The following is a 17,059-nucleotide window of genomic DNA, read 5'->3' on the forward strand; positions in this document are numbered from 1 at the left end:
TGCGCCGCCGGAACCGGAACGGACTTTGCCCGTTCTCGGTTGAACGTTGTCGCGCAGGGAGTTTGTCATGGCGCCGCGCCCCGCCTGGAGAGGGTATCTCAAGCTTTCGCTGGTCACCTGCGCGGTCGAAGTGACCAATGTCGTCACCCAGGCCGAAAAAGTTTCGTTCCGCGTGCTCAACCGCAAGACTGGCAACACTGTCAGGCGCGTCTATGTCGATTCGGCAAGCGGCAAGCCGCTCGATGAAGGCGACGAGATCAAGGGCTACGAGATCGGCGACGGCGACTTCGTCCAAATCGAGGAGGAGGAGATCGAAGCCGTCCAGATCGAATCCTCGCATACGATGAGCCTCGACGGGTTCATCGAAAAATCTTCGATCCAGCAGATCTATCTCGACACGCCCTATTATGTGACGCCTGCGGACGATGTCTCGGAAGAGGCTTTTGCCGTCATCCGCGACGCCATGGCCGCCAAGAAGACGGCGGGCCTTGCCCGCATCGTGCTCTACCGCCGCGAGCGTCCGGTGGTCATCGAGCCGCTGGGCAAGGGCCTGCTGCTGACGACGCTGCGCTATGGCGATACGGTGCGCAGGCCGGAGATGGTGTTCGGCGACATTAAGCCGGTGACGACCGACGCCGAGATGATCAGGCTGGCCGAACACATTGTCGATGAGAAACAGGCGAAGTTCGATCCTTCCGAATTCGAGGACAAATACGAAAACGCGCTGATCGAGTTGGTCCGCGCCAAGAAGGCCGGCAAGAAGGCACCGAAGACCAAGGCAGAACCGCGACCCTCCAACGTCGTCAATCTCTTCGATGCACTGAAGAAGAGCCTTTCGTCGGAGGCCAGCCCGCCGGCAAAGGCCAGACGCCCGGCAAAAGGCGCCAAGTCCAAAGCCGCCCGGCGCAAATCGGCTTAGGATCAGACCATGGCCGGCCTCGAGCAATATCACGCCAAGCGCGATTTCAAGAAGACCGCCGAACCGGCCGGTAAGCTCGCGCGCGGCAAGAAAGCCGTGCCGGGTGGCATCTTCGTCGTCCACAAGCATGCCGCCACCAGGCTTCACTACGACCTTCGCCTTGAGCATGGCGGCGTGCTGTGGAGCTGGGCGGTGACGCGAGGCCCGAGCCTCGACCCGCATGAGAAGCGGCTCGCCGTGCATGTCGAGGACCACCCGTTCGACTATGCGCCGTTCGAAGGCACAATCCCCAAGGGCCAATATGGCGGCGGCTCGGTCATTGTCTGGGACGAAGGCACGTGGGTCCCCGAAGGCGACCCTGCCAAAGGGATGAAGAAAGGCCATATCAATTTCGAACTGCATGGCCACAAATTGCATGGCGCCTGGCATCTGGTGCGGCTGAAGCCGCGGCCCGGCGAAAAACGCGACAACTGGCTGCTGATCAAGTCCGACGATGCCGCCGCGCGTCCCGGTGAGGACATTTTGCAGGAGGCGCCGCAATCGGTGAAATCCGGCCTGACCATCGAGGACGTCGGCGAAGGCAAGACCGCCGACGGCAAGAAGCCAAGCGTCTGGCAGTCCGACAGGCCGGCCGCCGGCAAAGCGAAGGCTGTCGCGGCAAGGCGGCTCGAATTCGTCGAGCCGGCGCTCGCCACGCTGGAGCGGGACGCCCCGCCCGGTAAGGACTGGCTGCATGAGGTGAAGTTCGACGGCTATCGCATGCAGGCGCAGCTTGCCGGTACCGAGGTGCGGCTTTTGACACGCACCGGCCTCGACTGGACCGACAAATTCGGTGGCTCAATTGTCGCGGCACTTGGCGGCCTGAAATGTACCGATGCCGTCATCGACGGCGAAATCGTCGTGCTGGCGGATAATGGCGTGTCGTCCTTTTCGCTGCTTCAGCAAGATCTGTCGGCGGGCCGTACGGACCGTTTCATCTACTATGTCTTCGACCTGTTGCAGCTCAATGGTCAAGACATCCGTTCCGAGCCGCTGGTCGAGCGCAAGGAAAGGCTGCGCAGCCTGCTCGCCGGACAGACCGAAGAGCAGGCCGTGCGCTTCAGCGACCACTTTGCCGAGCCCGGCAAGATCATGCTGGAGCATGCTTGCCGCCTGGGCCTCGAAGGCGTCGTCTCCAAGCGTGCCGATGCGCCCTACCGCAGCGGCCGTGTTCCCTCGTGGGTGAAGTCGAAATGCACGGCGCGCCAGGAATTCGTCATCGGCGGCTACACGCCGTCGGACAAGACCGGGCGTGGCCTGCGCTCGCTGCTGGTCGGCTATCACGAGGGCGGCAAGCTGCGCTATGCCGGCCGCGTCGGCACCGGCTTCACGGCCAAAGGCACCAACGAGCTGAAGAAAAGGCTTGATGCGCTGAAGACGACAACCTCGCCCTTCGACAGCGCGGTGCCAAGAGGCAAGGGGCTGGTCTGGGTCAAGCCCGAACTTGTCGGCGAAGTGGAGTTTCGCAGTTGGACGTCGGACCGTATAATACGCCACGCGTCCTTCCAGGGATTGCGCGAGGACAAGCCGGCGGAGGAAGTCGTGCAGGAGAAACCGAAAGCACGCTCAGCCACGGCAGAGCCGAAGCCAAAGCCCGCCAAAACCGCAGGCGCGGCGAAAACCTCGGTTACGCTGTCCCGCCCTGACAAGCTTCTGTGGCCCGAGGAGAACGTATCGAAGCAGGATCTGGTCGATCACTACGCGCTGGTCTGGCCGCGCATGAAGCAGTTCGTCATCAACCGGCCGCTCAGCCTCGTGCGGGCGCCGGACGGTGTCGGCGGCCAACGCTTCTTCCAGAAGCATGCCTCGGCCGGCATGCACGACAAGATCGCCGTGATGAAGGATCCGACCGACGGCGAGGAGATATTGTTCATCCGCGATTTCGACGGTCTCGTGGCACTGGTGCAACTGGGCGTCGTCGAGATCCATATTTGGGGCTCGACCACCGACGAGCTGGAAAAGCCCGACCAGATCATCTTCGATCTCGATCCCGACGAGGGCGTCGACGTGAAGGCGGTGCGCGCGGCGGCACTCGACATCCGCGGCCGGCTCGACGAACTGTCCCTGCCGAATTTCGTCAAGACCTCGGGCGGCAAGGGCTACCACGTCGTCGTGCCGCTGAAGCCGTCGGCGGATTGGGACGAGGTCAAGGGCTTCGCCCATGAGTTCGCCCGAGCGCTCGAACAGGCCGCACCCGACCGCTACACGGCGACGCTGTCGAAGAAGGCACGCACGGGCAGGATTTTCGTCGATTATCTGCGCAACGGCCGCGGCGCCACCACCGTCGCCCCCTATTCGTCGCGCGCCAAAAAGGGCGCCACGGTATCGATGCCGGTGACCTGGGCGGAGATCGAGGCCGGATTGCCGCCCAACGCCTTTCCGATCGGCGACAAGACGACGCTGAAGCGGCTCGGGCAAGCCGACCCCTGGGCGGATTTTTTCAAGCAGGCCAAGCTGCTCAAGCGCGACTAGTGCATGTCGCGCAAAAGTGTGCAGCGGTTTTGCGATAACGACATGCATCAAAACAAGGACCTAAAGCGCATCGCATGAGGCCGGTCGAACGCGACGCGCTTTAAAGCAATTCCAGGAAAAGTATGAAAAGGTTTTCCGTCCGGAATTGCGTCAAAACAAAAAGACAGAGCGGTTCGGCGTTTCCGTGAAACGACGAATGCGTACTAGCGCGTCGAAGCGATCTGTCAGGCGAGAAACGTTTTCTCGAAGGCCTGCTTGCCTGCCGGTGAAAAGATCACGGCACGGCTGTCCTTCTCGCGCCGCGCCCATTTCTCGGCGAGGATCTTGTCGAGAATGGCGGCGCCCAGCGTGCCGGCAAGGTGCGAACGCCGCACGCTCCAGTCGAGGCACGCCCAGCACACCGGTCGCCGCGCTTTGGTATGGATGTCGATGCCGATCGCGGCGAAATGCGAGGCGGCCGACGGCCCAAGCTGGATCTCCTTGTCGTCGCGCAGGAGCACTTGTCGAGCGACAAGACGGTCCAGCATCGCCACCGCTTGCTCGCCGGCGAGGTGGTCGTAGCAGACCCGCGCCACGCGCATGGCCGCGTCGCGAGGGCCGGGTCGCACCCTCTGCGGCCCGACAGCAGCAGCGACGCCGGTGATGGCTTCGATCATTCCTGCCACCTGCGGGCCGGCGAGGCCGTAATAGCGGTGCCGTCCCTGGCTCGCCAGCGTCAGCAGCCCGCCTTCCATCAGCTTCGATAGATGGGAGCTCGCTGTCGGAAGCGACACGCCGGCTTCGAGTGCCAGTTCGCTCGCCGTCAGTGCTGTGCCCCCCATCAGTGCGGACAGCATGTTTGCCCGCGCCGGATCGCCGACCAGGCTGGCAATGCGGGCTATGTCAGGGCCTTCGCGCATAGTTCGTTCCTCATCGAAGCATCCTCGTCAGACAAGCATTAATCTCGATGCAAATCAAGGAGACGACGATGCCTGCAAGGACCATTCTCAGCGCCGCGCCTGCTCGCCGGCCGTTCCCGTTAATTGTCTTGCGCCGCTTGCGGCTGTGGCTCCTGAAGCGGTGGTACGACCGTCATTCGCAGCGCCTCGATCTCGCCGAAATCGACGATCATCTGCTGCGTGACCTTGGCCTGACACCCGAAGACGTCCGTCGCGAATACGCGAAATCCTTCTGGCAGGCATGATCAGCGAGGGATTGCCTAGCATATCGATCTTCGGAACGTTTCGACCCGGCTCGAACTGTGGTCGCAAGAAACATCCACCCGCCAAGGAGGCGAAAATGACCATTACCTGCTTCATCCGCTACGAGATCGATCCGTTCGGCAAGGCGGCGTTCGAGGAATATGCCCGCAATTGGGGGCAGGCGATCCCGCGCTGCGGCGCCGATCTGATCGGCTATTTCGCGCCGCACGAAGGCTCGGCCACCACGGCTTATGCCGCCTACAACATCGACAGTCTTGCGGCCTACGAAGTCTACCGCGCCCGGCTCGCCGCCGATCCCGCCGGCAAGGCGAATTACGAGTTCGCCCGGCGGGAAAAATTCATCCTGAAGGAGGATCGCATCTTCCTCAAGCTGGCCTCCGCGCCGCATGGTCCTTTGGTGAAGCCATGATCGCCGTCATCTTCGAGGTCGAGCCGGCGGCGGGCAAGCGCGAAGCCTACCTCGGCATCGCCGCCGACCTGCGGCCGCTGCTCGACGGCATCGACGGTTTCCTGTCGATCGAGCGCTTCCAGAGCCTTGCCGATCCGAACCGCATCCTGTCGCTGTCCTTCTGGCGCGACGAGGAAGCGGTGAAGGCCTGGCGCAACACGCAGGAACATCGGCAGGCCCAGAAAGCCGGGCGCGGCGGTATCTTTGCCGACTATCGTTTGCGCATCGCCCACGTCGTGCGCGACTACGGCTTGACCGAACGCGCCGAGGCGCCAGCAGACAGCCGGGTGGTGAACGGATAGGGGCTGCTATGCATTCCCGATCAGCACCCCTGCCGCAAACACCAGCGCGCCACCCAGCACCACCTGGAAGGCGGCGCGCCAGAATGGCGTCTGCATATAGCGGTTCTGCACGAAGGCGATCGCCCACAGCTCGAAGAAAACCACCACGGCGGCGACAATGGTCGCCGTCCAGAAAAGCGGGATGAGATAGGGCAGCGCATGGCCGAGCCCGCCCAGCGTTGTCATGACGCCGACGGTCAGACCGCGTTTTGCCGGCGAGCCGCGGCCCGACAACTTACCGTCGTCGGAGGCCACTTCGGTGAAACCCATCGAGATGCCGGCGCCGATCGAGGCAGCAAGCCCGACCAGAAAGGTCTGGAACGTGTCGTGCGTGGCAAAGGCGGCGGCAAAGATCGGCGCCAGTGTTGACACCGACCCATCCATCAGCCCCGCCAGCCCCGGTTGTACGTAGGTCAGGATGAACTGGCGCTGCTCGGCCGCCGCCTCTTCGTCCTTGACCGCGCCCGGCACATGCTTTTGTTCGAGCCGCTGCGCCAGTGTCTCGTGGCCCTGTTCTGCGATCGCCAGATCGTCGAGCAGCTTTCGCGTCGACGCATCGCCTGTGCGCTTGGCCGCCTCGACATAGAACAGGTAGGCCTGCCGCTCCATGGCCTCGGCTTGGCTGCGCACATGATCGACGCCGAGCGGCCTCACCAGCCAGTCCGGTTTGCGCTCGTAATAACCCTTCACATGTTCGCGCCGGATCAGCGGTATCCGCTCGCCGAAACGCTTGCGGTAAAGCTCGATCAGTGAATCGCGATGGCCGTCCTCTTCCTCCGCCATCTCTTCGAACACTTTGGCCGATTGCGGAAAGCTTTCCGCCAGCCCGTCGGCATAGGCGCGATAGATGCGCCCGTCATCCTCCTCGGAGGAGATGGCGAGCGCCAGGATCTCCTGTTCCGAGAGCGATTCAAAGGAACGGCGGCCGAGGCCGAAAACGCGGGAAAGCATGAGAAATTCACCCTAGTTTAGAATAGTTCTAAACTATGACCTTGCACGTCGCCGGTCAATCGTGCGTGCTCCACTCATGCTCAAAAGCTACAGATTTCGAAACCCCGAGCAGGTCGTCGTTTGCTATCGGTGAACGTTCACTTATATAACCGAACCTGAACCAAGAGAAAGGAACCCGCAGATGCCGGAAAAACAGCAGCCGTTTGATCCCAAACCAGTCCTCGACCTGATCGCCAACATCGAGGCGGATCTGCAGCGCCTGAAAGGCCTGGTCGAGCAGCAGGTCGAAAAATTCGATCCCGCCAATCCGCACAACAAGGCTCCCGATGGCAAGTTGACTGAGGAGGGTGTCGAGTGCTGCTATCGCCTGTTCGACGAGGGCAAATCGCGCTATTCGGTCGCCCAGCAGATGAAGATCTCCTTCGCCGCCGCCACCCACCGCTTCAACACCTGGCGTAAGATGGGCGGTCCCAAACGGCAAAAGACGCTGTTGGGGTGAGGAGCGGCGGCCAAGCCGGTCAATCGGCAACGATTTGTCGATTGAAGCGACGACCGCATGGCGGAGAGACGAGGAGGCGGCAGGTGGCAGGCACGCTCCTCTCCTGCCTGCAAGACGAATTGTAACCGTCACATTTTTTCATTGGTGCGCGGCCTCCCTTTCCGTGCACCATAGGCGGTCTCATTTCTTGCAGGACCTCGCCATGACCACCCCTCCCGGCATCGCCGATATCCGCAGCGCAGCAGCGCGATTGTCCGGCCTGATCGTCGAAACGCCGCTGATCGAATCGCCGGAGCTGAACAAGCGCTTCGGCGCCAGGATCCTGTTCAAGCCCGAGACGTTGCAGCGCACCGGCTCCTTCAAGTTCCGCGGTGCATACAACAAGCTCTCCTCGCTCTCGGCGGAAGAACGCGCTGGCGGCCTCATCGCCTTCTCGTCGGGTAATCACGCGCAAGGCGTTGCCGCCGCAGCGGCGATGTTCGGCGTCAAGGCCGTCATAGCCATGCCCACCGATGCGCCGGCGATGAAAGTCGGCAATGTCAGGAAGATGGGCGCAGAAGTGATCACCTTCGACCGGGTCCGCGACGATCGCACTGCCGTCGTCCGTTCTTACGTGGAAAGGGGCATGGTCCTGGTGCCGCCCTACGACGATCCGGCCATCATCGCCGGCCAGGGCACGATCGGCCTCGAATTGATGCGCCAAGCACAAGCGCTTGGCGTCAGCCTGGATGCGGTAGTCGTTCCCTGCGGCGGCGGCGGGTTGAGCAGCGGCATTTCGATAGCGGTCAAGGACGCCTCACCTGGCACCGCCGTCTGGGCCGTGGAACCCGAGCATTTCGATGACACACGCCGCTCGCTGATCAAAGGCGCCAGGGTGTCGAACGCGCCCGGCCACACCTCGATCTGCGATGCCCTTCTCGTCGCCGAGCCGGGCGCGATCACTTTCGAGATCAACCGCAAGAATCTCGCCGGCGCCATTACCGTTTCCGACAAGGCGGTGGCACAGGCGATGCGCGATGCCATGGCTTGCCTGAAGCTGGTCGTCGAACCTGGCGGTTGCGTCGGCTTGGCCGCGCTGTCGTCAGGCGAGATCGACCTTGCCGGGAAATGCATTGCCGTGGTGCTCTCCGGTGGCAATGTCGATCTCAGCACCTATGCCGAGATCATTGCTGCCGGCTAGGATAGCAACCAGTTCCAGGTCATGTGCCGATTCGAGGTGCTTGAGCGTCCGTTGCGCCCGGTCGAACCGGTACCCTTCAAAGACTGAGATCAATGAAACTGTTCTTCAGCCGCAATCCCAATCCTCGCCTCGCGGTCGCGGTGGCACGGTATCTCAAAGCCAAGGTCGAGTTCGAATTCGCCTCTCCCTTCGCTCCGGGGCAGGCCGAGCGCTTTCGGCCGCTCAATCCAAATCTTTCATTGCCTATCCTTGTGGGCTTGGGAAAAAGCCTCTGGGAGGCCGACGCCATAGCCTGCCGGTTTTCACGCGACACGCATTCGCATTTCTGGCGCACCGGCGACGACGAGCCCGAGATGATCCGATGGCTGAGTTGGGGCAAAGAGAACTTCGCAAGAGCCTGCGACGTCGTGCATTTCGAACGCGGGACCAAACAGCGCTATGGGCTCGGCGCGATCGATCAGGCGCGGGTTGAGGAGGGCCTGAGCGACTTCAGCACCGCCGCCGCAATACTTGATGCCGAGCTTTCCGAGCGAGATTGGCTGGTCGGAAGTTCGGTTTCCTATGCCGACTTTCGAATGGCGACGTTTCTGCCCTTCAACGACGTCGCCCGATTGCCGCTCGATGATTATCCTTCTGTCGGTCGCTGGTATCGGCAGCTTGAAGAAATCGACGCCTGGCGCGATCCCTTCGAAGGGCTCAATGCGCCTGAATTGGCGCCGGTCCCGGGTCAGGCCAAGCCGGTGTGAATCTCGGTCATTTGCACAAGCGGATCGAGTTCGACCCTAATCCAACGTCCGGCGGAACCGCACCAGCGCCACGCCGGCGAACAGCGCCACGAACACCACCAGCCAGCCGATCTCCGTTGCCACCGCCGGCAGCTCGGCGCCCTTCAGCATCACCGCGCGGATGATGCGCAGGAAATGCGTCAGCGGCAGCACCTCGCCGAAAATCTGCGCCCAGTCCGGCATGCCGCGATAGGGGAACATGAAACCGGACAGCATGATCGACGGCAGGAAGAAGAAGAAGGTGAGCTGCAGTGCCTGCATCTGCGTGCGGGCAATCGTCGAGATCGTATAGCCGAGCAGCACCAGCGCCAGCACGAAGATCAGGACGGCCGTCAACAGCAGCGACATCGATCCGGTGAAGGGGATGGCGAACAGAAGCTTCGATGCCGCCAGCACCACCAGCACCTGCACGGCGCCGACCGCCAGATACGGCAGCACCTTACCCAGCATGATCTCGAGCGGGCTGGACGGCATCGCCAGAAGGTTCTCCATCGTGCCGCGCTCGGTCTCACGCGTCAGCGCGATCGAGGTCATCATTACCATCGTCATCTGCAGGATGACGCCGAGCAGGCCGGGCACGATGTTGTATTGCGATACGGCTTCCGGATTGTAGCGCCGGTGCACTACGACCTGGAGCTGGCCCCGGGCAGCTTCGGCCGCTGTCTCCTGCATGCCGCGCGCCCTGAGCAGCGCCTGGTTGGCAACGGTGCCGAGCGTCGAGATGGCGCCGCTGGCGACGGCCGGGTCGGTCGCATCCGCCTCGATCAGGATCTGCGGGCTGTCGCCACGCTCGACCCGTCGGGCGAAATCGGCGGGAATGGTGACGACGAAGGCAACGTCGCCGCGCGCCATCAGGAATTCGGCTTCGGCGGCACTTTGCGCGACATGGTCGAAGCGGTAATAGCCGGTGGTCTGCAGCGCCGAAACCATGGCTCGCGTGTAAGGATCGCTGCTCATCGCCACCAGCGCTGCCGGCAGGCTCTTCGGATCGTTGTTGATGGCATAGCCGAACAGCACCAGCTGCATCAGCGGCACGCCCAGCATCATGGCGAAGGTGATGCGGTCGCGCCGCATCTGGATGAACTCCTTGATCAGCAGCGCACCGAGCCTGGCGAAGGAAAAGACGCTGTTTATCCCGTTCTTCATCCCATATTGTCCTTCGAACCGGACATGAACTGGATGAACACATCCTCCAGGCTGGTCTCGCCGGGCGAGACCCTGACGCCCTTGTGGTCTTTCTCGACGTCGGCGAGCGCTGCCTGAAGCGCCGTCCTGTCGGAGCCGACTACATGCAGCGCCGCGCCGAACGGCGCCACCTGGTCGACGCCTGGGCGGCCATGAAGTGCGGCAGCGACCTGATCGAGCCGCGGCCCTTGCAGGACGAAGGTGGTCAGCCCGGCATTCCTCACCACGTCCTCAACCGTGCCGGTGGCCAGCATCTTGCCATAGGAGATGTAGCTGATGCGGTGGCAGCGCTCGGCCTCGTCCATGTAATGGGTGGAGACCAGCACGGTCAGCCCGCCGCTCGCCAGCCGGTGGATCTCGTCCCAGAATTCGCGCCGCGCCTTCGGGTCGACGCCAGCCGTCGGTTCGTCGAGCAGCAGCAGTTTCGGCTTGTGCATGATGCAGGCGGCCAGCGCCAGCCGCTGCTTCCAGCCGCCGGACAAGGTGCCGGCCAGTTGGTTTCTGCGTGATGTCAGGCCGAGCTCCTCAAGCGTCTTGGCCACATGTTCGTCGAGCGGCTTCAGCCGGTAGAGCCGTGCCACGAATTCGAGATTCTCGCCGATGGTGAGGTCTTCGTAGAACGAGAATCTCTGCGTCATGTAGCCGACTTCGCGCTTGATCCGCAGGCTGTCGGTGCGGATGTTGAAGCCCAGAACCGTGCCTTCACCCTCATCGGGCGTCAGCAAGCCGCACATGATGCGGATGGTCGTCGTTTTGCCCGAGCCGTTCGGCCCGAGGAAGCCGACGATCTCGCCCTCGGCCACGGTCATCGTCACATGGTCGACGACAGTCTTGTCGCCGAAGCGTTTGACCAGGCCGTGCACGTCGATGACGTTCATTTTCCGATGTCCGCCAGATCGACGTCGACGATCTGCCCGGGCTGCAATGCGCTGGCGTCGCCTTCCGGCCGCGCTTCGACCAGATAGACCAGCTTTTGCCGGGTCTCGAGCGAGTAGATCACCGGCGGCGTGAATTCCGGATCCGGCGACACATAGCTGACGCGTGCCTTCACGCCCGATCCGCAACCATCGCAATGGACGTTGAGCAGCGTGCCGACCTCGACCGAGGAGAACGCGCTTTCCGGCACATAGACGCTGAGCTTCACTGCGCCGTCCGGCAGTATGGAGATGACCGGCGCGGTCGGCCCGGCTGTATCGCCGGGATAGCGGATGACATCGTTGACCCTGCCGGGCGAGGGCGCCGTGAGCACACGCTTCGACAGTCGCCATTGCGCTTGCTCCAGCGCCGATTGCGCCTGCCTGACCTGATTGTCGGCGGCCTTGATCGTCTCCGGCCGTGCCGGCAGGCCGCCGACAGCGAGATTGGCTTCCGCCTGGCCGACCTGCGCGTTGGCCGTCTCCAGCGCCGCGGAAGCCGTATCATAATCGGCCTGCGTGCCGGTGCCGCGTTTGAACAGATCGCTGGCGCGGCTGTATCTGCGTTTGGCGTCGGCGGCCTGCGCTTTGGCCATGTCGACCTGCGCCCTGAGCACTGCAATCTCTTCCGGCCGCTTGCCGACCTGCAGGTCGGCAAGTTGCGCCTGGGCCTGCGCGAGGGCCGCCTCGGCCTGCGCGATGGCGATCTTGGCGTCGGCGTTTTCCAGCGTCACCACCGGCGTGCCGGGCGCTACGCGGTCGCCGCGCTTGACCGCAATCGTCTCGACCTGGGCCACCTCGATCGGCGCCAGCAGCACATAATCGCCCTCGACGTAGCCGACGGCGAGCGGTGCTGCCGGCGCGCAGGCGCTGAAAAGCTGGGCGGCAAGCGGCAAAGAACAGAGCAGGCTCATGATCCACGATCCTTCCGGACAGCCAAATCGCGCCGAGCTAAAATCGCGCTGAGATTGTCGGTTACTGTTGCCGCGATCTTGCCGGCCTCGTCATCGCCGATCTCGCGCCAGCCCATCCGGCGCATAACCGCCTCGCGGCCGATGCGGAAATAGACGACCTGGCCAATCAGCGTGAATACGGTGAGTTTAGTGCGCTCGCTCTCGGCCGGCTCGCCCGTCGACTGTTCCCAGATCAGGCAGAGCCGGTGATGCGCCGGTTCGAACACGCCGTCATAGATACGGTCGAGCGCGGCGGTTGGATGCGACAGCTCACGCAGGACGAACTGTACAATCTCGCCGGCTTCCGGCCTTGCCGCGATGAAGGCGACCATCCGCTCCAGTGCGACGGCTAAATGTGCCCGCGCGGCCTCGGTGTCCGCCAATGCCGCGGGCGGCGCTTGCAGATTGCCGATCGCCTGGCCCGCAATGGTCTGGATGGTGTCTACGATGTAGTCGGCCGCCGCGTTGCGGAGCCCTTCCTTGCCGCCGAAATGATAGGCGATCGAGCCGATATTGGCCTTGGCCTCAGCCGCGATCTGGCGCGTCGACGTGCCGTCGAAACCCTGGCGTCCGAACAGCTTCAGCGCCGCGCGCACGAGGGCCGTCCGCGTCATATCCGCGGCAGTCTTGGGCGCTTCATGAGGAAGGCCGCTGGCACTGGACGATTTGATCATGGTCTATACTTTAATCAATCGAATGATTAAAGTCAACTACGGTCAAGCGGCTTGCCAACTCTGGCCGTGCGCGCTTTAGTGCCTCGCCATGGGCAAGGAAATCGAGCGTAAATTCCTGGTCTCAGGTGAGGAATGGCGGGGAATGGTCAAGGCGGACATTCATATCCGTCAATTCTATCTTGTCGCCGAGCCTACCCGCACGGTGCGTGTGCGCATCAGCAATGATGCCGCTGCCAAGCTGACGCTCAAGTTCGGCAGCCAGGCCCGCGAGCGCGATGAATTCGAATATCCGGTGCCTTTGGCGGAGGCGCAAGAGATGCAGGCCTTTGCCATCGGACGTGTCATCGAGAAGACACGCCACCATGTTAGACACCGCGGCTATCTCTACGAAGTCGATGTCTTCGGCGGGACGCTTGCGGGGTTGGTGATCGCCGAGCTCGAGACGCAGGAGGATGTACCGGACGAAATGCTGCCAGATTGGCTCGGCCGCGAAGTCACCGGCGAGCCGAGATTTTACAACGCGTCGCTCGCCCTTGGGGGGATTCCGGAGATCGTCGCATGAGCTTTCGTATCGATCCGCGCATGTCGCTGACCGGCGAGGTCAGGCGCATCCTCGCCGAGGAGATCGGCAGGGCGCTCGTTCATCTGGACGCGGCGCATGACAGGCCCGAACAGGCGCTGCACAAGTGCCGCAAGCGGTTGAAAAACGTCCGCGCTTTACTGCGCCTAGTTCGTTCCGGGGACGAAACATTCTGCGTGACCGAGAATCAGTGCTACCGCCAGGTGGCGGCCCTGCTTGCCGGTCCGCGTGAGGCGACTGCGCTGGTCGAAACAATCGACCGGCTGGCGGCAAGCTTTCCCGAGCAAAGTGCCGGCGGCGGTCTCGGTGCCGTCCGCGACAGGCTCGTCGCGCGCCAGCATGAGCTGCATGTCGGAGCGGGCCTCGACGCTGCGATAGGCGCGGCGGTTGCCGCTTGCGAGGAAGGTGTCGTCCGCATCGACAAGCTCGCTTTGCCCGACCAGCCGGAGCAGGCTGCCGACGTGCTCGCCGAAGGCGCGCGCATCACTTTGCGCCGCGCCAGGAAAGCGCTGGACAAGGCCGCTTCGCGCGGCGCGGCCGATGATTTTCACGATCTGCGCAAGGCGGCCAAGACGCATGGCATGCATCTGTCGCTGCTCGGCAGGCTGTGGCCGACGCCGATCAAGACGCGGCGCAAGGCCGTCGACGAACTGGGCGAGCGGCTCGGCGAACTGCACGATGTGCTCGTCATGCGCGCGCTTCTCGATGCCGAGGACCAGCCGCTTGGCCCCGCTGAGGAGACGCGGTTGCTTGGCAAGCTGCTGAAGCGCTCGGAAAAGGGCCTGAAAAAAACCTGCCTCGCCGAGGCGGCCGAGCTTTTCGGCGACAGTCCGAAGCGCTCGACGAGGAAGCTCGCCCGTAAGGTGCGCGAGGATCTCATAGCGGTACCGCACGAAGACGCCGGCGCGCCTGGCGTGGGCTGATCATGGTCTAATTTGTCGCCCTGTGGTAATCGCCGTCTGGCATGACCGAGCCCGGCGACACGCTTCTGGACCGACTTGGCCGCTGGCTTGCCGGCCGGCTGCAGGAGGAATCGTCCGGCTACGAGCCTTACACGCCGTCGGACGCCGAAACGCTACGCCGCACGCTCGAGCCCGGCGACATCCTGCTCATCGAAGGCAACCAGAAGATCTCGGCGGCGATCAAATACCTCACCCAGTCGACCTGGTCGCATGCCGCCTTTTATGTCGGCGATGCATTGCCGGAGCCCGAGGACGGGTCGGAACGGCGGCGCCTGATCGAGGTCACGCTCGGCGATGGCTGCATCGCCGTGCCGCTGTCGCGCTACCGCAGCTACAACACCCGCATCTGCCGGGCGAGCGGCCTGGCTCCCGACGATCGCGAAGCGGTCGTCGCCTTCATGATCGGCAGGCTGGGTCTCAGATACGATCTCAAGAACATATTCGACATGCTGCGCTACTTCTTGCCGACGCCGCCGGTGCCGGTGCGCTGGCGCCGCCGCATGCTGGCTTTCGGTTCCGGCGACCCGACGCGCGCCATCTGCTCGTCGCTGATCGCCGAGGCTTACGGCCAGATCCGCTACCCGATCCTACCCGAGATTACCCGCGCGCCCGGCCGTGCCTCGGCCCAGTCGAGCTATTCGCGCAAGGAAATCCTGCACATCCGCCATCACTCGCTCTACACGCCGCGCGACTTCGACCTGTCGCCCTATTTCCGCATCGTCAAGCCGACGCTGGAATACGGCTTCGACTACCGGCAGATGGTCTGGGATGACAAGGCGGTCGCGGCCGCTCCGGAGACGAAGACCGCCGGATAGCCGCTCGATCTTGTGGTTTGAGCATGGGGCCTCCGAGAACCGGTTTTGCGGCCGATACTCTGGGGTAAGAAGCTCAGTCAGACTGGCTGCCCCCGAAGCGGCTTCAGCATCAATACAGGCAGTTCGTGCGAACCAACAGCGTGAAAGGATCGAGCTCAAATTCCTTCAGAAGGTCGCTGCCGAACAAGGCAAGCCACCGCTCTTGCGCCTCAAAGGCCGCCTTCTCGCGTTCTTCCGCGCATGCAAACTTCAGCCCGGCCACGGTTTGGACGTGATGGACCAACTCATGCACAAGTACCGACAGCTCCGCCGGGGTGCCGCCTGTCCAGCCCTCCGGCAAGAAGATAGTCCGTGCTTCGTCATCGTAGATAGCAATAACAGTGGGCTGCTTGCCAACATTGTCCGGACTGGCAAAATTGGGGCTGCTGTTCCAGCGATCCGCCGCCACGTCGCGAAACCGCAAACCTGCCATCCTGCGCGCAGGTACGAAGCTTACCGCCGGGGGCTCTTCGATCGACGGAAGGCCGAGTTCAGACGAAAGCCATACCGCTATTGCCATTAGCGCGGCCGGCTGCGAGCGGTCAGACATCTTCATGGGAGCAAGAGCACCAGGTGCGCCGGGCAATTGGATGCCGGGCCGGGCGGGATCGGGTCCCATAAGCTCCGAGTCGCCCGCGGGCGCGGCAAGCGTCGCTGATGCTACTACACCGGGTGCGCTGAGCAATTCGATATAAGGCAGGACCAACGGCGGCAATCCTGAGCCTGGATCGGCATTGGGTCCTCTAAGCTCCGGCTCGTCCGCGGACGCGGCAAGTGTCGCCGCCAGGATCACGCTTAGGACGCAAGGCAAGCATGCCCTTAAGAGCGCGCTCATGGTCACGACCTCCTTGATCGGCAGCGCCATCAATTTGGGAGACACCGCCGTGATGAAGAAACAACGCCACGAAAGAGCGTTCAGGTTTGCATTGCGGTCAACGAATGCGACGGCTTCGCGACGTGCTCCCGTAACCTGCGAAGCGATGCATAAATTACTGGCCGGTGTCCCGTGCGCACCTCCTGACGCCGGCCCCGGACTGCAAAGCAGCCTGGATAATCACAGGCTCACCCTACGCAAGCCGATGTCCATGCACATCGGCACGGTCACCCAATTTATAGGCGCCGCTTGCCTAGTGTTCGCGGCTTACAAGGCGTCTGTGGAGGACAGCAGCCTAAACCCAAGAATCCGACCTCAGTCGTTCCGTGATTTGACCTAGGCCGGCAGACGTCGTCCGTTTGCGGCGGCCGCAACTCGATTGTCCGTCCGCGCGCCTGCGTCGCGCGGATGTGGCCCGATCGGCATGATCACCGGGAACGGCGTTGCGCCGAACGCAAACGTCCATTTGTAGCCGACCAGCCCGTCTTCGGGCGTCGTGTGCTGGTCGTGATGAGCAAGCAATTTGGCGCGCTCCGCCAATTCCTCCGCCTCGCGCCTGACCATTTCCGCCGTTTCCGGCCGCATCCGCCTGGAGAAGCTGACGAATGTCGCCTCGCGCTCAAGATGGGTGATGGCCCAGCCGATGAAATTCTTGTTGGTCATCTCGAACAGCGGCCGCAATGGCCCGTCGAAATTCCACTGGATCGGCGCCTCGACCAGCAGCCTTGCCGACAGGCCGCCACCAAGCGCGACTAGGCCGAGTTCCTCGAGGTCGCGCAGATAGAGGAACATCGAAGCCTCGCTCAACCCTTGTGAGCGCATGATGCCTTCTGGCGTGAATTTCTCGGAAAGCATGACGAATACGAACAGCAGTGCCGGCCGCCCGGCGAGCCTGCGCTCGATCTCCGGCGCGATCCGGTTGGCAGGTCCCGGTCCCCTGTTCATCGAGCCGAGCACGTTCTCCAACTCCACGCCGGCGGCATCGCAGATCTCGATCAGCCGGTCGAGCTTGCAGTTGCGCTCATGGAAGATGCGCTTCACCGTCGGCTCGGAAACGCCCATCCGCTCGGCAAGGACACGGTAGGTCACGCCCTTGGCCTTAAGCGTCCGCTTCAGCGCTTCGAAGATCGGGCCGTTCATGGGATGCACCTCTTTTACGCGATTTGGTATCAGCCTTCGGTACTAGTCCCGATACATCTTCCCGAAAAGTATCGAAAAGCCTAGCTC

Annotated in this window: 19 protein-coding genes; 11 read left to right on the top strand and 8 right to left on the bottom strand. The window is 63.0% G+C overall.

The window, feature by feature from the left end; translation table 11 throughout:
* The first annotated feature begins 67 nt into the window (after nt 1-67).
* Both ku and ligD read left to right on the top strand, forming a co-directional pair.
* Nucleotides 68-919 (top strand): non-homologous end joining protein Ku, encoded by an 852-nt coding sequence (gene ku / locus NKI01_RS21625; protein WP_352964554.1) that lies wholly within the window; start codon nt 68-70, stop codon nt 917-919.
* 9 nt (nt 920-928) lie between these two features.
* Nucleotides 929-3,430 carry a DNA ligase D gene (gene ligD / locus NKI01_RS21630; RefSeq protein ID WP_023718854.1) on the top strand — a complete coding sequence of 834 codons (2,502 nt, stop codon included), beginning with the start codon at nt 929-931 and terminating at the stop codon, nt 3,428-3,430.
* Between the two features lie 224 nt (nt 3,431-3,654).
* On the opposite strand, the gene NKI01_RS21635 is transcribed toward ligD, so the two are convergent.
* Nucleotides 3,655-4,329: an ArsR/SmtB family transcription factor gene (locus tag NKI01_RS21635; RefSeq protein ID WP_352964555.1), complete on the bottom strand. Its 675-nt coding sequence runs from the start codon at nt 4,327-4,329 to the stop codon at nt 3,655-3,657.
* A gap of 68 nt (nt 4,330-4,397) precedes the next feature.
* Between NKI01_RS21635 and NKI01_RS21640 the strand changes: the two genes are divergently transcribed.
* The 3 genes from NKI01_RS21640 to NKI01_RS21650 all read left to right on the top strand — a co-directional run bounded on the left by NKI01_RS21640 (nt 4,398) and on the right by NKI01_RS21650 (nt 5,382).
* On the top strand, nt 4,398-4,613 hold the full coding sequence (locus NKI01_RS21640) for a DUF1127 domain-containing protein (RefSeq protein ID WP_352481378.1): 216 nt from the start codon (nt 4,398-4,400) through the stop codon (nt 4,611-4,613).
* Between the two features lie 95 nt (nt 4,614-4,708).
* Nucleotides 4,709-5,041, top strand: a complete 333-nt coding sequence (locus NKI01_RS21645) for an NIPSNAP family protein (RefSeq protein WP_023718857.1) — start codon at nt 4,709-4,711, stop codon at nt 5,039-5,041.
* Entirely contained in the window at nt 5,038-5,382 is a 345-nt protein-coding gene (locus NKI01_RS21650) for an antibiotic biosynthesis monooxygenase family protein (protein ID WP_023718858.1), read from the top strand. The genes NKI01_RS21645 and NKI01_RS21650 overlap by 4 nt, the downstream gene beginning before the upstream one ends.
* A 6-nt stretch (nt 5,383-5,388) precedes the next feature.
* Here NKI01_RS21650 and mbfA read toward each other — a convergent pair whose 3' ends face one another.
* Nucleotides 5,389-6,372, bottom strand: coding sequence for an iron exporter MbfA (gene mbfA, locus NKI01_RS21655; RefSeq protein ID WP_023718859.1), 984 nt, complete (start codon nt 6,370-6,372; stop codon nt 5,389-5,391).
* A gap of 181 nt (nt 6,373-6,553) precedes the next feature.
* On the opposite strand from mbfA, the gene NKI01_RS21660 reads away from it, so the two are divergent.
* From NKI01_RS21660 to NKI01_RS21670, 3 genes are all read left to right on the top strand, one after another.
* Complete coding sequence (locus NKI01_RS21660) at nt 6,554-6,871, top strand: hypothetical protein (RefSeq protein WP_023718860.1); 318 nt, start codon at nt 6,554-6,556, stop codon at nt 6,869-6,871.
* 202 nt (nt 6,872-7,073) lie between these two features.
* Nucleotides 7,074-8,051, top strand: a complete 978-nt coding sequence (locus NKI01_RS21665; protein WP_352964557.1) for a threonine/serine dehydratase family protein — start codon at nt 7,074-7,076, stop codon at nt 8,049-8,051.
* A 92-nt stretch (nt 8,052-8,143) separates the two neighbouring features.
* Nucleotides 8,144-8,797 carry a glutathione S-transferase family protein gene (locus NKI01_RS21670; protein ID WP_352964559.1) on the top strand — a complete coding sequence of 218 codons (654 nt, stop codon included), beginning with the start codon at nt 8,144-8,146 and terminating at the stop codon, nt 8,795-8,797.
* A 36-nt stretch (nt 8,798-8,833) separates the two neighbouring features.
* Here the strand turns inward: NKI01_RS21670 and NKI01_RS21675 are convergent, their stop codons facing one another.
* Genes NKI01_RS21675 through NKI01_RS21690 form a run of 4 tightly spaced genes read right to left on the bottom strand, consistent with a single transcriptional unit; the run spans nt 8,834 to nt 12,562 of the window.
* Nucleotides 8,834-9,970, bottom strand: a complete 1,137-nt coding sequence (locus NKI01_RS21675) for an ABC transporter permease (protein WP_023718863.1) — start codon at nt 9,968-9,970, stop codon at nt 8,834-8,836.
* A gap of 8 nt (nt 9,971-9,978) precedes the next feature.
* Nucleotides 9,979-10,899: an ABC transporter ATP-binding protein gene (locus NKI01_RS21680; RefSeq protein ID WP_352592329.1), complete on the bottom strand. Its 921-nt coding sequence runs from the start codon at nt 10,897-10,899 to the stop codon at nt 9,979-9,981.
* Nucleotides 10,896-11,849 (bottom strand): HlyD family secretion protein, encoded by a 954-nt coding sequence (locus tag NKI01_RS21685; protein WP_023718865.1) that lies wholly within the window; start codon nt 11,847-11,849, stop codon nt 10,896-10,898. The genes NKI01_RS21680 and NKI01_RS21685 overlap by 4 nt, the downstream gene beginning before the upstream one ends.
* Nucleotides 11,846-12,562 carry a CerR family C-terminal domain-containing protein gene (locus NKI01_RS21690; RefSeq protein WP_502899452.1) on the bottom strand — a complete coding sequence of 239 codons (717 nt, stop codon included), beginning with the start codon at nt 12,560-12,562 and terminating at the stop codon, nt 11,846-11,848. The genes NKI01_RS21685 and NKI01_RS21690 overlap by 4 nt, the downstream gene beginning before the upstream one ends.
* An 88-nt stretch (nt 12,563-12,650) precedes the next feature.
* Here NKI01_RS21690 and NKI01_RS21695 point away from each other — a divergent pair, with 88 nt between their 5' ends.
* From NKI01_RS21695 to NKI01_RS21705, 3 genes are read left to right on the top strand one after another with little or no spacing between them, the layout of a single operon-like run.
* Nucleotides 12,651-13,124 (top strand): CYTH domain-containing protein, encoded by a 474-nt coding sequence (locus NKI01_RS21695; protein ID WP_023718867.1) that lies wholly within the window; start codon nt 12,651-12,653, stop codon nt 13,122-13,124.
* The gene (locus tag NKI01_RS21700) at nt 13,121-14,065 is read left to right on the top strand and encodes a CHAD domain-containing protein (RefSeq protein ID WP_023718868.1); all 945 of its coding nucleotides are present in this window, start codon (nt 13,121-13,123) and stop codon (nt 14,063-14,065) included. Before NKI01_RS21695 ends, NKI01_RS21700 begins: the two co-directional genes overlap by 4 nt.
* A 41-nt stretch (nt 14,066-14,106) precedes the next feature.
* Nucleotides 14,107-14,919 carry a C40 family peptidase gene (locus NKI01_RS21705; protein WP_023718869.1) on the top strand — a complete coding sequence of 271 codons (813 nt, stop codon included), beginning with the start codon at nt 14,107-14,109 and terminating at the stop codon, nt 14,917-14,919.
* A 109-nt stretch (nt 14,920-15,028) separates the two neighbouring features.
* Here NKI01_RS21705 and NKI01_RS21710 read toward each other — a convergent pair whose 3' ends face one another.
* Both NKI01_RS21710 and NKI01_RS21715 read right to left on the bottom strand, forming a co-directional pair.
* The gene (locus NKI01_RS21710; RefSeq protein ID WP_156948065.1) at nt 15,029-15,823 is read right to left on the bottom strand and encodes a DUF6647 family protein; all 795 of its coding nucleotides are present in this window, start codon (nt 15,821-15,823) and stop codon (nt 15,029-15,031) included.
* Between the two features lie 345 nt (nt 15,824-16,168).
* Nucleotides 16,169-16,972, bottom strand: a complete 804-nt coding sequence (locus tag NKI01_RS21715; RefSeq protein ID WP_023718872.1) for a helix-turn-helix domain-containing protein — start codon at nt 16,970-16,972, stop codon at nt 16,169-16,171.
* Nucleotides 16,973-17,059 lie beyond the last annotated feature (87 nt).

It is taken from the genome of Mesorhizobium sp. M0815 (assembly GCF_040319995.1).
In the GTDB taxonomy this organism is placed as follows: domain Bacteria; phylum Pseudomonadota; class Alphaproteobacteria; order Rhizobiales; family Rhizobiaceae; genus Mesorhizobium.

What these genes read in the sequence shown, in the direction of transcription:
- ku (WP_352964554.1), top strand. Translation starts at nt 68, where the DNA reads ATGGCGCCGCGCCCCGCCTGGAGAGGGTATCTCAAGCTTTCGCTGGTC.
- ligD (WP_023718854.1), top strand. Translation starts at nt 929, where the DNA reads ATGGCCGGCCTCGAGCAATATCACGCCAAGCGCGATTTCAAGAAGACC.
- NKI01_RS21635 (WP_352964555.1), bottom strand. Translation starts at nt 4,329, where the DNA reads ATGCGCGAAGGCCCTGACATAGCCCGCATTGCCAGCCTGGTCGGCGAT.
- NKI01_RS21640 (WP_352481378.1), top strand. Translation starts at nt 4,398, where the DNA reads ATGCCTGCAAGGACCATTCTCAGCGCCGCGCCTGCTCGCCGGCCGTTC.
- NKI01_RS21645 (WP_023718857.1), top strand. Translation starts at nt 4,709, where the DNA reads ATGACCATTACCTGCTTCATCCGCTACGAGATCGATCCGTTCGGCAAG.
- NKI01_RS21650 (WP_023718858.1), top strand. Translation starts at nt 5,038, where the DNA reads ATGATCGCCGTCATCTTCGAGGTCGAGCCGGCGGCGGGCAAGCGCGAA.
- mbfA (WP_023718859.1), bottom strand. Translation starts at nt 6,372, where the DNA reads ATGCTTTCCCGCGTTTTCGGCCTCGGCCGCCGTTCCTTTGAATCGCTC.
- NKI01_RS21660 (WP_023718860.1), top strand. Translation starts at nt 6,554, where the DNA reads ATGCCGGAAAAACAGCAGCCGTTTGATCCCAAACCAGTCCTCGACCTG.
- NKI01_RS21665 (WP_352964557.1), top strand. Translation starts at nt 7,074, where the DNA reads ATGACCACCCCTCCCGGCATCGCCGATATCCGCAGCGCAGCAGCGCGA.
- NKI01_RS21670 (WP_352964559.1), top strand. Translation starts at nt 8,144, where the DNA reads ATGAAACTGTTCTTCAGCCGCAATCCCAATCCTCGCCTCGCGGTCGCG.
- NKI01_RS21680 (WP_352592329.1), bottom strand. Translation starts at nt 10,899, where the DNA reads ATGAACGTCATCGACGTGCACGGCCTGGTCAAACGCTTCGGCGACAAG.
- NKI01_RS21685 (WP_023718865.1), bottom strand. Translation starts at nt 11,849, where the DNA reads ATGAGCCTGCTCTGTTCTTTGCCGCTTGCCGCCCAGCTTTTCAGCGCC.
- NKI01_RS21690 (WP_502899452.1), bottom strand. Translation starts at nt 12,562, where the DNA reads ATGATCAAATCGTCCAGTGCCAGCGGCCTTCCTCATGAAGCGCCCAAG.
- NKI01_RS21695 (WP_023718867.1), top strand. Translation starts at nt 12,651, where the DNA reads ATGGGCAAGGAAATCGAGCGTAAATTCCTGGTCTCAGGTGAGGAATGG.
- NKI01_RS21700 (WP_023718868.1), top strand. Translation starts at nt 13,121, where the DNA reads ATGAGCTTTCGTATCGATCCGCGCATGTCGCTGACCGGCGAGGTCAGG.
- NKI01_RS21705 (WP_023718869.1), top strand. Translation starts at nt 14,107, where the DNA reads ATGACCGAGCCCGGCGACACGCTTCTGGACCGACTTGGCCGCTGGCTT.
- NKI01_RS21710 (WP_156948065.1), bottom strand. Translation starts at nt 15,823, where the DNA reads ATGGCGCTGCCGATCAAGGAGGTCGTGACCATGAGCGCGCTCTTAAGG.
- NKI01_RS21715 (WP_023718872.1), bottom strand. Translation starts at nt 16,972, where the DNA reads ATGAACGGCCCGATCTTCGAAGCGCTGAAGCGGACGCTTAAGGCCAAG.